Source organism: Pseudomonadota bacterium, from assembly GCA_010028905.1.
Lineage (GTDB): Bacteria > Vulcanimicrobiota > Xenobia > RGZZ01 > RGZZ01 > RGZZ01.
The window spans coordinates 1-12,870 of the sequence record RGZZ01000105.1 but is presented as its reverse complement, the minus strand read 5'-3'; the positions used below and the strand labels follow the sequence as shown (position 1 = coordinate 12,870).

The following is a 12,870-nucleotide window of genomic DNA, read 5'->3' as shown; positions in this document are numbered from 1 at the left end:
GAAACCGAAGGAAGCGAGCAGCGGGAACCACGACTGGCCCGGCATGTGGATGCCGTGCGCGTCATGATGGCCGTGGTCGTCGCCGTGGGCGGGAGCCTCATGCCCCGCCTCGTCGTGGAAGGCCTCCGGATACTTGCGATACCAGAGCTCGTCACGCGAGTGCACCACGGGCACGGTGGCAAAGTTGTACACCGGGGGAGGAGAGGAGATGGTCCACTCGAGGGTACGGCCATCCCACGGGTCGTTCGAGGCGATGGCCCCGCGCTTGTACCCGTTCAAGAGATCGTGGAGGATGACCAGGAACGCGAGCAGCATCGTGTACACCCCGATGGTGCAGATCAGGTTCCAGAAGTTCCAGCCCATGTCGGCGGGATAGGTGTAGATGCGGCGCGGCATGCCGTTGAGGCCCAGCCAGTGCATCGGGAAGAAGGTCACATTGAAGCCCACGAAGAGGAGCCAGAACCCGAACCTGCCCATCTTCTCGCAGGTCAGGCGCCCCGTGAACTTGGGGAACCAGTAGTAGATGCCGCCGAAGAGAGCGAACAGGCTGCCGCCGATGAGCACGTAGTGGAAGTGGGCCACGATGAAGTAGGTGTCCTGCTGCTGGGCGTCACCGGGGGGTGACGAGTGCATGAGACCACTGAACCCACCGATCATGAACATCGAGATGAAGCCCACGGCGTAGAGCAGCGGCACCTTGAAGCGGATCTGGCCGCCCCACAGCGTGCCCACCCAGTTGAAGATCTTCACGCCCGTGGGCACCGCAATGGCCATGGTGGTGAGCGAGAAGGCGGCATTTGCGATGGCGCCCATGCCCGTCGTGAACATGTGATGGCTCCACACGGTGAAGCCCATGAATCCGATGGCCGCGCCCGAGAAGACCACCACGGGGTAGCCGAACAGCGGCTTGCGCGAGAACACGGGCAGGATCTCGGAGACGATTCCCATGGCGGGGAGGATGAGGATGTAGACCTCAGGGTGTCCGAAGACCCAGAAGAGATGCTGCCAGTAGATGGGGAAGCCGCCCTTGGTCGCGTTGAAGAACATCGTGTCGAACTGTCGGTCGAAGGTGAGCTCGAGGAGCGCGATGGTGATGAACGGGAAGGCGAGAATCACCAGGAACGCCGTGACCAGCGTCATCCACACGAACACGGGCAGCCGCATCATGGTCATGCCGGGCGCGCGCATGTTGATGATGGTGACGATGAAGTTCAGCGACGCCACCACCGACGAGATGCCGAGAATCTGGAGGCCGATGGTCCAGAAGTCGATGCCGTGGTGGGTGAGCAGCGTCCCCGCCTTGTACATGTCGCTCCAGGGATGCTCGGTGAGGCTTGCGTAGCCGAACCACCCGCCGTTGGGGGCCTGCCCCACGAACCAGCTGGTGTTCAGGAAGATGCCTCCGAAGAAGTACATCCAGTAGCTGAAGGCGTTCAGACGCGGGAAGGCCACGTCACGGGCCCCGATCATGAGGGGGATGAGGTAGTTGAAGAACGCCGCCGACAGCGGCATCACCACGAGGAAGATCATCGTGGTGCCGTGCATCGTGAACAGCTCGTTGTAGGTGTCGGCGCTCACCACCTGACCGTTGGGGAAGGCCAGCTGCGTGCGGATGAGCACCGCCTCGAGACCGCCCCAGAAGAACCAGAAGAGCGCCGTGATGCCGTAGAGGATGCCGATGCGCTTGTGGTCGACGGTGGTGAGCCAGCTGACCAGACCGCGCTCAGCGGTGGGTCGAGGGATGCCGAGGATGGCGGATTGTGGGTGTGCGTTTACAGTCATCGGCTCGAACCTACTTCAACATTTCGAGATAGGCGGCGAGGGCGTTGACCTCGTCGTCAGAGAGATGGAGGGGAGGCATGGCCATCGTGGCCATGTGGTTGCCCGGCTTCACCGCGCCGGGATCGTGCAGCCACATCTTGAGATCGTGGTCGTTGTTGTCGAGAATCCCGGAAGCCAGGTTCAGGCGGCTGCCCACGTGGGTGAGGTTGGGGCCGACGATGCCCGCGGCGGGCGTGCCTTTGATCATGTGGCACGAAGAGCAGGCCTGGCCTTCCTTGGGGCCCTTGATGAAGATCTCCTTGCCACGGGCTGCCAGCGAACCGGCGGGAGGATCGACCGCGGCTGAGTCTTGATGCATGATCCACTTCTCGAAGTCGTCGGCGTCACCCGCCACGACCTTGAAGCGCATGTTGGCGTGCGAGGTTCCGCAGTACTCAGCGCACTGGCCGTAGTAGACGCCCTTCTGGTCGGCCAGCAGCCACATCTGGTTGTGCTGGTTCGGAATCACGTCGGTCTTGCCGCCGAGCTTGGGCACCCAGAAGCTGTGGATCACGTCGGACGACTCGAGTCGGAGGAGGATCTTACGCCCGACGGGGATGTGCATCTCGTTGCCGACATACACCTTCTTCTTGGTGTTCAGGTAGGTGAACTCCCACCACCACTGCCAGCCCTTGGCCTCGATGATCACGGGCTTCTCTTCCGCCGTGGGCATGGCGTCGAGCTTGAAGATGGCGGGGATGGTGGGCCACGCGATGATCACCAGGAGGCAGATCGACACGAGGGTCAGCACGGCCTCAAGGGCGGCGTTCCCGTGCGATTGCGAGGGGAGCGGGGTCTCCGGGCCCAGGTCCGCGGGAGCGCGGAACCGCACGAGCGCGAAGACGAGGGCCGAGCCGACCACGACGAAGATGCCCACGCTCACCCAGAGCGTGATCATCGTCGTGTAGAGCTCAGTGCTCGCCACGGGCCCCTTCGTGTCGAAGATGGACTGGTTGTCGCTGTTTCCGCAGCCGGCGGCCATCGCCGCCCCTGCCATCAGCAGGGAGAGGGCTGCGGCGCGCCAGTGCGCGAGAGATGTGGTTTTCGTTTTCACGGGTACCCTACCTATTCCGATGTCGGAGCACGGCCCGACACGCTGCGCTCACGCGTGAGTGCAGCGGTCTTCCGAGAGGAATGCTGCCGGTCGGCGTAGCGCACGCAATCGGGGAGGGCTTGCGGCGGCGCCAGATGGCACGGGAATGCACCGGGTTGGTTGGAGATGACGGCTTGGAATTCCTTCCAGCCGACTGGACTTTGTGAAATTTTGTTCGAGCGCGAAAGGGCAGGCACGAATCAACGGCCAGCCCCCCTCACACTCGGCTCAACGAACCTTTCCGAGAAGCATGGCAATCTGGAGCAGGGGGAGATAGATGACCGACGCGAGCAGCACCCGACGCGCGCTTGCGCGGGTCGGTCGAACCGCGAGCATCACCCCCGACAACACAAACCCGATGCCGAGCACGAGGGCCACGAAGAAGTACGCGGGGGTGGTGACGCCGAGCAGGCTGGGCGTCATGCTGATGGGCACGAGGGTGAGGGTCCAGATGATGATCTGGCGGATGGTGCTCGTACCGTCCGGCTCGACCACCGTAAGCATGGGCAGCCCCGCGCGCGCGTAGTCTTCCTGATACATCCACGCGATGGCGAGGAAGTGCGGCAGCTGCCAGACGAAGAGCACCGAGAAGAGCACGAGCCCCTCCATGCCGATCTGGCCGCGCGCCGCCGTCCACCCCATCATGCAGGGCAGCGCGCCGGGCACCGCGCCCACGACGGTGCATAAGGGCGTGCGCGTCTTGAGCGGGGTGTACACCAGCACATACGACAGCACGGCCAGCAGGGCGAGCCCGCCGGTGAGGGGGTTCACCGCGAGCCAGAGGTACACTGTGCCCACCGTGGCCAGCAGGCCGCCGAAGAGGGCCCCATCGCGCGCCGTCACTCGACCCGCGGCAATGGGGCGGCTGCGGGTGCGCCACATGCGCTGGTCGACCTCACGCTCGAAGGCGTGGTTGAGAGCCGCCGCGCCGGAGGCGATCATGATGGTGCCCAGCAGGGTGTGCCCGAGCAGCACCAGGTCGAGGGGCTGCGACCCCAGATAGAACGCGACGATGGTGGTGAACACGGCAAGCACCGTGAGCCGAGGCTTGGTGAGCTCGACGTAGTCAGAGACCAGGGAGGAGACCGGCTCGGTCGTGCTCGCCTCGATCACGACACCGCCCCCTGAACTGCCGGCGTGCCGACCCCCTGCGCCCTGGGCCGCGCCGCGCGCACCACGGCGGCGGGGGCGTAGAGCCGGAACGCCCACAGCAGCATGACCAGGGCCGAGACGAGAACCAGGGCCCCGTTCAACACGTGCAGACTGGTGACGATGACGCTGCGGTGGGTCCACACGATGAATGCCCCAAGCGTCACCTGCAGCGCAACCAGGCCCGCGATGCGCAAGGCGGCCGACACGAGGCGGGCGTCATCGCGAAAGCGGGCCAGCGTGAGCGCGACCAGCGAGGTGGCGAGCACGAACACGACCAGGGCGCCCATGCGGTGGGCGAAGTTCACGGCCACGCCCACGTTGACGAAGTCGGGCACCCACTGCCCCTGCGAGGTGGGAAAGTCGAGGATGGCCAGCCCTGCGTGGAGGTGACGCATGGTGGCGCCGATGACGAGCTGCGACCACACCGTGATGAAGAGCATCACCGAGAGCATCTGCAGCGCAAGCGCGGCGCCATCGGCCTCGCGTCGGCCGGCCGCGGCCCAGCTCGGCGAGGTGACCATCGAGAGGGCGACCATCAGGCAGAAGAAGGTCTGGCCCAGCGTGCCGTGAGAGGCCGAGACCGCGGGAGGCAGCTTGAGCAGCACGGTGAGCCCGCCCAGCATGGCCTGCACCAGAACCGCGCAGATGGCGGCACCGGCGAGGAAGCGAACGCCTCGACGCGCGTCTCGCCGGATGACCCAGACGCATGAGATCATGGTGAACAGTCCGATGACTCCCGCGATGAGCCGATGGGTGTGCTCGAACTCGACCCCGTTCACCCAGAGGGCGAAGGGAGGGAAGAAGGTTCCGAAGGTGGTGGGCCAGTCCGGCACCGACAGCCCCGTGCGTGTCGTGGTGACCAGCGCGCCCGCGGCGATGATGACGGCCACGCAGGCCGCGCTCACGCGCACGAAGCGATGGTAGGGGCGATCGGGGAGATGCTCTTCTGAAGTGGCTTCGGGACTCATCTTCTGCCTGCCGATGGTTGAACTCGTCGCTGAGCGACCCACCGATTATACTCATCAGGGGGCTCGACTGCAATCACTCCGGGCATTTCGTCCGACAGACGCCCGCAGGCCGCTCCGCAATAGACAGGATACCGCCCGGGACGCGCGATGCAGAGCATCACCTCCTGCGGCCGGCCGGGGAGCACGTCACGGCGGACCCGCAGGGACGGGATCTCGAACGAGTGGAGGACGTCGCTCGACGAGAGCGTGAGCCGGACCTCACGACCTGCAGGCAGATGAATCTCGCCCACCGAGGCCGCGCCCCCCTGCGGATACGACACGTCCCACTGCCACTGCCGTCCCACCACCGCGACGCGCAACGCGTCCGGCCCCACGGCAGCGCGCTCGGCGGGCGCGCGCAGCAGCGGCGCATAGCGAGCCACCAGCAGCCCAGCCAGTACGGTGAGGGGCATCAGGGCCCACACCCGCCCGAAGCGCTCCCCCTGGTCTCGCCCGCGGAACGCCCCGAGGAACACCGCCTCCCCGACAAGCAGCAGCGCAACGCCAGCCCACAGGAAGACGTTCCACCAGGGGACCTCGGCCGTCACCGGGACATGATGGGCCCACGCCGCGGGGCTGCAGCAGAGAAGGGCCGAGAACGCAAACAAGGCGCGCTGCACAAGCAACACGCCTCGCTTCTGGCATTGCACAGGGAGGAGGGTCAGAGACGCTCGCCGCGTCTGCGAACCCTCGCCCGTGGAACGCCTACCAGCGGCGTCCGCCACCACCGCCACCGCGGTTGCCGGAGCCCGAGAACGAGCCCGACGAGCGGAAGCAGTCGGAGCAGTAGACCGGACGGTCACCCCGCGGATTGAAGGGGACCTGGGTCATCTTGCCGCACTCGGCGCACTGGACGTCGAACATCTCACGACGCTGGCCGCCGCCGAAGCCGCCACCGCCCTGGCGCGGGCCGCCGAAGCCGCCGCCGCCGCCGCCATCACGGTTGGAACGACGCGCCGTGCGGCAGGCCGGGCAACGACGGGGCTCGTTGGTGAAGCCCTTCGAAGCATGGAACTCCTGCTCGCCGGCAGTAAAGGTGAAGCCTGCACCGCAATCGGCGCAGGAAAGGGTTTTGTCGACGTACACTCGACGACCTCCAAGTTGTGATGATGCAGAGCCGGGGTCTGTCGAGTGGTTCCGAGTGGGATTCCGCGTTGACAGCTGGACAACCTGATCCTGCCAGCGTATTGTATCACACGGAATGCGCGCGTCAAGACCATGCGCCCCCCAGATAAAGGGATTCTCGTGCGATTCCGGTAATACGTCGAAGCGACAACCCCTGCGTCGCGCCCACCATCGGAGGTCACCACCCCATGTCACTCGCCACCGACACCCACCGCAGCGGCCTCACTGAAGACCTCCTGCGCCAGTGCCCCAAGGTTCTGCTGCACGACCATCTCGATGGCGGCCTGCGCCCCTCCACCATCATCGAGCTCGCCCGCGAGTGCGGCTACGACCAGCTGCCCACCACCGACCCCGAAGAGCTGGCCCAGTGGTTCTTCCGCGGCGCGAACAAGGGGAGCCTTCCCGAGTACCTCGAGGGGTTCGCCCACACCTGCGCCGTCATGCAGACGCCCGCCAACCTCGAGCGGGTGGCCTACGAGATGATGGAGGACATGCGCAGCGACGGGGTCTGCTACGTCGAGACCCGCTTCGCCCCCGTCTTCCACACCCAGGGCGGGCTCCACTGGGAAGAGGTCGTAAAGGCCGTGCTTGCGGGACTCGAGCGCGGCAAGCGCGACTTCGGGGTGCGCTACGGCCTCATCATCTGCGCCATGCGCAACATGCAGCAGTCGCTCGAGATGGCCGAGCTGGCCATCGACTTCCGCGATCGCGGCGTGGTCGGGCTCGACCTCGCCGGTGAAGAGGGCGGCTACCCGCCCAAGAAGCACGTCGACGCCTTCCACTTCATCCAGCGCCACAACTTCAACATCACCATCCACGCGGGGGAGGCGTTCGGCAAGGAGAGCATCTGGCAGGCCATCCAGTGGTGCGGCGCCCATCGCATCGGGCACGCCACCCGCCTCATCGACGACATGAAGCTCGAGGGCGGACGCGCGGTGAACATGGGATACCTGTCGCAGTACGTGCTCGACAAGCGCATCCCCCTCGAGATCTGCCTGTCGAGCAACGTGCACACGGGCGCGTGCAAGGACCTCTCCGAGCACCCCTTCGGCGTATACCACCACCACAAGTTCCGCGTCACCCTCAACACCGACAACCGCCTGATGAGCAACACCACCATGACGCGCGAGTACCAGCTCGCCGCTGACGTGTTCGGGCTGGGCATCAACGACCTTGAGAAGATCGCGCTCAACAGCATGAAGAGCGCGTTCATCCCGTACAAGGATCGCATCGACGTGATCTACGAGGTCATCAAGCCCGGCTACCATCGGGTGCGGCAGCGCCATGACCTGTAGAAGGGGCGTAGCCGTGCAGCCAGCATGAATCCGATGAAGATGCACCTGCCGTATATCGTGGGGGGCGCAGCCGTGGTCGCCCTGGTGGCTGCCGTTCTGCTCGTCCTGCGGGCGATGCGTCGCAAGCAGGCACTGATCGACGAGGTCTCGACCCTTCGCGAGATGTCAACCCGTCCGGCGAAGAACCCGCTTCAGGTGGGCCGCTACCTCATTCATCGCAAGCTCGGCACGGGCGGCATGGCGAAGGTGTACCTGGCAGAGTCGGCCGACGGCACACAGGTGGCGCTGAAGATTCCCGACCCCAACTTCTTCGAGACCGAAGAGCACCGCACGTACTTCCGCCAGGAGCTCTCGGTGGGCAAGAAGATGCAGCATCCGAACCTGGTGCGAATCCTCGACTACGCCGATGGCTCGGGGGGCGAGCTGCCCTACATCGCCATGGAGTACGTCGACGGCGTGACCCTCGACCGGGTTCTCCCCAAGCAGCGCCCCCTTCCCGTGGCGCAGGCCGCGCAGGTGCTCCACGACGTCACCGCCGCACTCGAGTACGCGCACAACATGGGCGTTGTCCACCGCGACATCAAGCCCGAGAACATCATGCTCCGCCGCGACGGGAGCGTGAAGGTCGCCGACTTCGGCATCGCCCGCGATCTGTGGGACCCTCCTCGCAGCAATGAAGACTCGAACTCGTTCGTCGGCTCCCCGCATTACATGTCGCCCGAGCAGATCAGCTCCGAGCTCGTCGACTACCGAACCGACTACTACGCCCTCGGGGTCGTGGCGTTCCGCATGCTCACCGGCTACCTCCCCTTCGAGGGTGAGACCACGATAGAGGTCATCACGCGAAAGGTCTCGCAGCTGCCCCCGCCACCCTCGACCTACAACCCCAACCTTCCCCTCGAGATCGAGTCGATGGTGCGCGAACTCACGCAGCGCGAGCCAGAGCGACGTCCCGTGTCGGCCGTGGGCATCCGCAAGGTGTTCCGCAAGTACATGCCCGCCGCGCGAAAGCGACACGGGGTTCGCCCCCACGACACAGGCCCCAAGGAAAGCGATTTCTGACCGCAACGGCGCAGCCTGCGGAGGTCGGGCCTCCTCCTCGCGCACATGACAGAGGGGGAGCCCCCGCGGAAGGCGTATATCAGGCAACGGCGCGGTTGCGCGCTGCGGACAACGGCCGAAACATGCCGTTCTCCGCCCAGAAGGATTGCTCGAAGCGCGGCTGCTCGGCCGCGATTCAAGGCCCGCTCAACGGAGGACCTCGGTGGACAGCACAGCAACGACAGTGACCCTCGAAGACCTGCTTCGTACCATGATCGAGAACGGAGCGTCCGACCTCCACCTGTGCGTGGGCGGACCACCCGCCATGCGCATCGACGGAACCCTGCGGGCCATCCCTGGCGCGCCGTCGCTCGACATGGGGGCCATGGAGGCGGTTCTCTACCCCGTGCTCGACGGCGACCAGCGCGAGAAGCTCATCAAGACCCGCGAGCTCGACTTCTCGGTCTCCATCCCGGGCCTGTCTCGCTTCCGCGGCAACATCCTGTGGCAGCGCAACTCGCTCGGCGCGGTGTTCCGCGCCATCCCCGTGCGGCCCATCACCCTCGAGGAGCTGAACCTCCCCCCCATCATCCGCGAGCTCGCAAGCCGTCCCCGCGGTCTGGTGCTGGTGACGGGCCCCACGGGAAGCGGCAAGTCGACCACCCTGGCGGCCATGATCGACTACATCAACGCCAACTACGATCATCACATCGTCACCATCGAAGACCCCATCGAGTTCATGCACCGCAACAAGCGATGCATCGTGCGCCAGCGCGAGCTGGGGTCTGACACCCTGTCGTTCGCGGCCGCCCTGAAGCACGTGCTGCGGCAAGACCCGGATGTCATCCTGGTGGGCGAGATGCGAGACCTCGAGACCATCAGCCTCGCCGTGACCGCCGCAGAGACCGGTCACCTCGTGTTCGGCACCCTGCACACGACATCGGCGGCCTCCACCGTCGACCGCGTCATCGACGTGTTCCCGAGCGGGCAGCAGGCCCAGATCCGGATGCAGCTGGCGGGCACCCTCGAGGGCGTTGTCTCGCAGTGTCTTCTCCCGCGCGCGGAGGGACGCGGACGCGTCTGCGCCATGGAGATCATGGTGGGCACGGGCGGCGTACGCAACATGATTCGCGAGGGCAAGACCCACCAGATCAACAACATGCTGCAGGCGGGCGGATCGGTGGGCATGCAGACGCTGAACAGCGCGCTCCGAAATCTCGTGATCAGCGGCGTCGTCACGCTCGAAGACGCCGTGGCGAAATCGAGCTACCCCGACGACCTGAAGGCCATGCTGTCGAAGGGCGGAGCGTGATGCGAGCCGTTGCGGCGCTGCTGCTCGCGGTTCTCGCGACCGCGCTTCCAGCCGTGGCTGCTCCCGCTGACACGCCACGGGCCATCGAGAAGCTGAAGGTGATCGTGCGCACCGGCGATGACTTCGGCGCCAGCACTGACGAGGCAGTGTGGTTCAGCCTCGGCCCCAGCTACGAGTGGACCCTGGCCACGCCAGGCAGGCAGCCGTTCAAGAACGGCGCGAGCGACACGTTCCAGCTCCCTCCGCAGGGCCTTCGGGTCGACGACATCAAGTACATCCGCCTGCGCAAGTCGCAGGGCGACGACTGGCTGCTGCGCGGCATCGAGGTCTGGATCGACGGGCGCCCCTACTATCGCAACGACGAGATCAACCTCTGGCTCGAAGGGTCTCGGGACTCCTGGAGCGCCCCCGCGAGAGAGCACGGGCGATGAAGAACGACCCCAGGCGCGAAACCTTCTGCCGCGTCCGGGGTTGAACCCGTCAGGTTTCCTCTGGAGGTCCCCCGTGAACATCCGCACGCTCTCCCTCATTCTGCTGCTCACCGCCACGCTGGTCACGTCGGCCGCCGCCGAGCCTGGCGGGCGCCGTCCCTGGCGCCAGATCGTCGACCAGCTGGGCCTCACGGCCTCGCAGTCAGAGCAGATCATGCCCCTCATGAAGACCTACCGCGACTCACGCCGCGCGCGCATCGATGGGCTCACCACCCAGATCCGCGCCATTCTCACCCCCGCGCAGCGCGAGCGCTACGACGCCCTGAAATCTGAGCACGAGCAGCAGCGCAGCGCAAGCTCGGGAGGAGCGCTCTCGAAGCGGCACGGGCTGGCCGAGATGGCCACGAGCCTGCGTCTCTCGCCAGAGCAGATCAATCAGGTTCGCACGCTGGCCGAGGCCAGCATGCAGCAGGCCCGCGCTGACCACGAGCGCTTCATGGAGAGCGTGAAACGCGTTCTCACACCCGACCAGGTGAACCAGCTTCAGGCAATGATCCGCAGCCGTCGCTCGACCGACAGTGACTGACCATGATGGCGCCAGCGCGCCCCCCACGCCTCCCTCTTCGTCCTCGAAGCGCATCTGGATCGCCGTTGCCCTGGTGATTCTCGTGATGGCGGGGCTCGGCCTCGCCGTGTCACGGCTCTCTGCCGTGGGCGCATCGCTGACCAGCAGCGACTACGAAGAGGAGATCGTGCGCGGCGAGCGCGACGCCGCCGACAAGGTGCTCGACATCGCCCTCGTGGGAACCATCTCCGACGTGGCCTCGACCGGTTCGCGCAGCCTCGTGGCCTCCATCGTGGCCCAGCTGCGACAGGCGCGCAAGGACGAGCATGTGAAGGCCGTGCTCATCGAGATGAACACCCCGGGCGGCGGCATCACGGCCAGCGACATCCTCTACCACGAGGTGATGCTCTTCCGCAAGGAGCGCAAGATCCCGGTGGTGGTGCTGAGCAACGATCTGATGGCGTCGGGGGGCTACTACGTGGCCATGGCAGCCGACCACGTGATGGCGCACGAGACCAGCGTGGTGGGCAGCATCGGTGTGATCGCGCAGCTCGTGAACGTGAAGCAGCTCATGCAGAAGGTGGGCGTGCAGATGAACGTGGTGAAGTCGCAGCGACCCGACGGCAGCGAGAGCTTCAAGGACATCGGCTCGCCGTATCGTGAGATGAAGCCCGCCGAACGTGCCCTCATGCAAGGCATGATCCAGAAGATGTGGGGCCGCTTCGTCGATGTGGTGGCCGAGGGGCGCAAGGGCAGGCTCTCACGAAAGCAGGTGGAAGACCTGGCCGACGGTCGGGTCTGGACCGGTCGCGAGGCGCTGGGTCTCTCCCTCATCGACAGCGTGGGCTATCAGGACGACGCCTTCCGAAAAGCCGCAGAGCTCGCCCACGTCAGCAATCCCTCGCTGGTGCGCTATCAGCGGTCGACGGGGTGGCTCTCCAGCTTGCTGGGGGTCCACCAGACGCTGCCCGCACTCGGGGCGTGGGTCGAGCAGAGCCTCGATCCGGCCGCCGCCTCTACCCCCCGACTCATGTACCTGTGGTCGGTTCGCTGAGGCAGCGCCGCAGGAAGTCGATGGTGCGGGCAATGACATCGGCTGACTGCGGACGCTTCTGGAACGGGAACGGGTGCGGCATGCGCGGGTAGATGTGCATCTCGTACGGCTTCTCGGCGGCCTCGAGGGCGTCGCGCAGGATGTAGGCGTGCGTCACGGGGACGATGCCGTCATGGCTGCCGTGGGCAATCATGACGGGCACCGAGAGATCGAAGATGCGGTAGGCCGGCGAGAGGGCGCGGTACACCTCAGGAACCTCATCGAACGTGCCGCCGCAGATGCGCTTGAGGTCGTCGAGGGCTTCGCGCACCAGAGGGGTGCTGGCTCTCAGGCGCGACACGGTGAGGTAGCGCACCATGACCTCGATGTCGGTGACGCCGCAGTACTCGACCACGGCGCGCGCCGTGGTGCGCGGGGCCGTGACGATGGCGATGGATCCGCCGTGGCTGTTCCCCAGGATGGCGAGCCGGCGCGGGTCGAGCAAGGGGTGCGCCGTCATGAGCCCGAAGGCCGCCTCGGCGTCGTCGACCTCTTCCGCCATGAGGGCGTGACGGCGATACGAGAGCGAAAGCACGGCAAACCCGCTCTCGAGCAGCCCCACCGCAACGGGCGAGCGGGCGAGCACCGCGGCGCGGGCCGGCGCCCCTCCCCTGCCCCCATGCAGCATGAGCACGGCGGGGTGGGGTCCGCTCCCCTCGGGAAGGCGCAGGAACGCGGGGAGCGGTCGGCCGTCTCGCGCGATCACCGTCAGGCTCTGGAGGGGCCAGCGCTCACGGGTGCGGCGCAGGTGAAGTCCGGCGGCAACCATCGTGCCGCCGAGGGCCGCCGCGGTCATCCACTGGAGCCTGCTGAGGCGCGCCATGATGAGAGTATAGCACCTGAGAACGACGCCGTGAAGCCCCTGTGCTCGCCATGGGCCAGGCGAGAGGCTTCACCACGCCATCGGCCGACCGACGAGACAAGACGAAGCCTGG

General features: G+C 66.2%; 13 protein-coding genes. 6 read left to right on the top strand and 7 right to left on the bottom strand.

Features of this window, described 5'->3' with window-relative positions:
* The 6 genes from ctaD to EB084_09665 all read right to left on the bottom strand — a co-directional run.
* Positions 1-1,782 (bottom strand): cytochrome c oxidase subunit I (gene ctaD, locus EB084_09690; GenBank protein ID NDD28521.1); only part of this gene is annotated, 1,782 nt, incomplete at its 3' end.
* Between the two features lie 10 nt (positions 1,783-1,792).
* On the bottom strand, positions 1,793-2,818 hold the full coding sequence (coxB, locus tag EB084_09685; protein NDD28520.1) for a cytochrome c oxidase subunit II: 1,026 nt from the start codon (positions 2,816-2,818) through the stop codon (positions 1,793-1,795).
* Between the two features lie 324 nt (positions 2,819-3,142).
* Positions 3,143-4,024 (bottom strand): protoheme IX farnesyltransferase, encoded by an 882-nt coding sequence (gene cyoE, locus EB084_09680; protein NDD28519.1) that lies wholly within the window; start codon positions 4,022-4,024, stop codon positions 3,143-3,145.
* Entirely contained in the window at positions 4,024-5,034 is a 1,011-nt protein-coding gene (locus EB084_09675) for a heme A synthase (protein ID NDD28518.1), read from the bottom strand. Before EB084_09675 ends, cyoE begins: the two co-directional genes overlap by 1 nt.
* A complete protein-coding gene (locus tag EB084_09670) occupies positions 5,031-5,702 on the bottom strand; it encodes a cytochrome c oxidase subunit II (GenBank protein NDD28517.1) in 672 nt (223 codons plus the stop codon). Before EB084_09670 ends, EB084_09675 begins: the two co-directional genes overlap by 4 nt.
* 76 nt (positions 5,703-5,778) lie before the next feature.
* Complete coding sequence (locus tag EB084_09665; protein ID NDD28516.1) at positions 5,779-6,159, bottom strand: zinc-binding protein; 381 nt, start codon at positions 6,157-6,159, stop codon at positions 5,779-5,781.
* Positions 6,160-6,386: 227 nt separating this feature from the next.
* Here EB084_09665 and EB084_09660 point away from each other — a divergent pair, with 227 nt between their 5' ends.
* The 6 genes from EB084_09660 to sppA all read left to right on the top strand — a co-directional run bounded on the left by EB084_09660 (position 6,387) and on the right by sppA (position 11,896).
* Positions 6,387-7,493, top strand: coding sequence for an adenosine deaminase (locus tag EB084_09660; protein NDD28515.1), 1,107 nt, complete (start codon positions 6,387-6,389; stop codon positions 7,491-7,493).
* A gap of 24 nt (positions 7,494-7,517) precedes the next feature.
* Positions 7,518-8,555 carry a serine/threonine protein kinase gene (locus EB084_09655; protein NDD28514.1) on the top strand — a complete coding sequence of 346 codons (1,038 nt, stop codon included), beginning with the start codon at positions 7,518-7,520 and terminating at the stop codon, positions 8,553-8,555.
* 250 nt (positions 8,556-8,805) lie between these two features.
* Positions 8,806-9,846 carry a type IV pilus twitching motility protein PilT gene (locus EB084_09650; GenBank protein NDD28513.1) on the top strand — a complete coding sequence of 347 codons (1,041 nt, stop codon included), beginning with the start codon at positions 8,806-8,808 and terminating at the stop codon, positions 9,844-9,846.
* The gene (locus EB084_09645) at positions 9,846-10,277 is read left to right on the top strand and encodes a hypothetical protein (protein NDD28512.1); all 432 of its coding nucleotides are present in this window, start codon (positions 9,846-9,848) and stop codon (positions 10,275-10,277) included. The genes EB084_09650 and EB084_09645 overlap by 1 nt, the downstream gene beginning before the upstream one ends.
* Positions 10,278-10,350: 73 nt before the next feature.
* The gene (locus tag EB084_09640; GenBank protein ID NDD28511.1) at positions 10,351-10,863 is read left to right on the top strand and encodes a hypothetical protein; all 513 of its coding nucleotides are present in this window, start codon (positions 10,351-10,353) and stop codon (positions 10,861-10,863) included.
* On the top strand, positions 10,856-11,896 hold the full coding sequence (gene sppA, locus EB084_09635) for a signal peptide peptidase SppA (GenBank protein NDD28510.1): 1,041 nt from the start codon (positions 10,856-10,858) through the stop codon (positions 11,894-11,896). The genes EB084_09640 and sppA overlap by 8 nt, the downstream gene beginning before the upstream one ends.
* Here the strand turns inward: sppA and EB084_09630 are convergent.
* Positions 11,871-12,758, bottom strand: a complete 888-nt coding sequence (locus EB084_09630; protein NDD28509.1) for a S9 family peptidase — start codon at positions 12,756-12,758, stop codon at positions 11,871-11,873. The two genes, sppA and EB084_09630, sit on opposite strands and share 26 nt — an antisense overlap.
* Positions 12,759-12,870 lie beyond the last annotated feature (112 nt).

Bases quoted from the DNA above. Each gene is read 5' to 3' on its own strand.
- EB084_09660 (NDD28515.1), top strand. From the start codon at position 6,387: ATGTCACTCGCCACCGACACCCACCGCAGCGGCCTCACTGAAGACCTC.
- EB084_09650 (NDD28513.1), top strand. From the start codon at position 8,806: ATGATCGAGAACGGAGCGTCCGACCTCCACCTGTGCGTGGGCGGACCA.
- EB084_09675 (NDD28518.1), bottom strand. From the start codon at position 5,034: ATGAGTCCCGAAGCCACTTCAGAAGAGCATCTCCCCGATCGCCCCTAC.
- EB084_09655 (NDD28514.1), top strand. From the start codon at position 7,518: ATGAATCCGATGAAGATGCACCTGCCGTATATCGTGGGGGGCGCAGCC.
- coxB (NDD28520.1), bottom strand. From the start codon at position 2,818: ATGGCAGGGGCGGCGATGGCCGCCGGCTGCGGAAACAGCGACAACCAG.
- EB084_09630 (NDD28509.1), bottom strand. From the start codon at position 12,758: ATGGCGCGCCTCAGCAGGCTCCAGTGGATGACCGCGGCGGCCCTCGGC.
- EB084_09645 (NDD28512.1), top strand. From the start codon at position 9,846: ATGCGAGCCGTTGCGGCGCTGCTGCTCGCGGTTCTCGCGACCGCGCTT.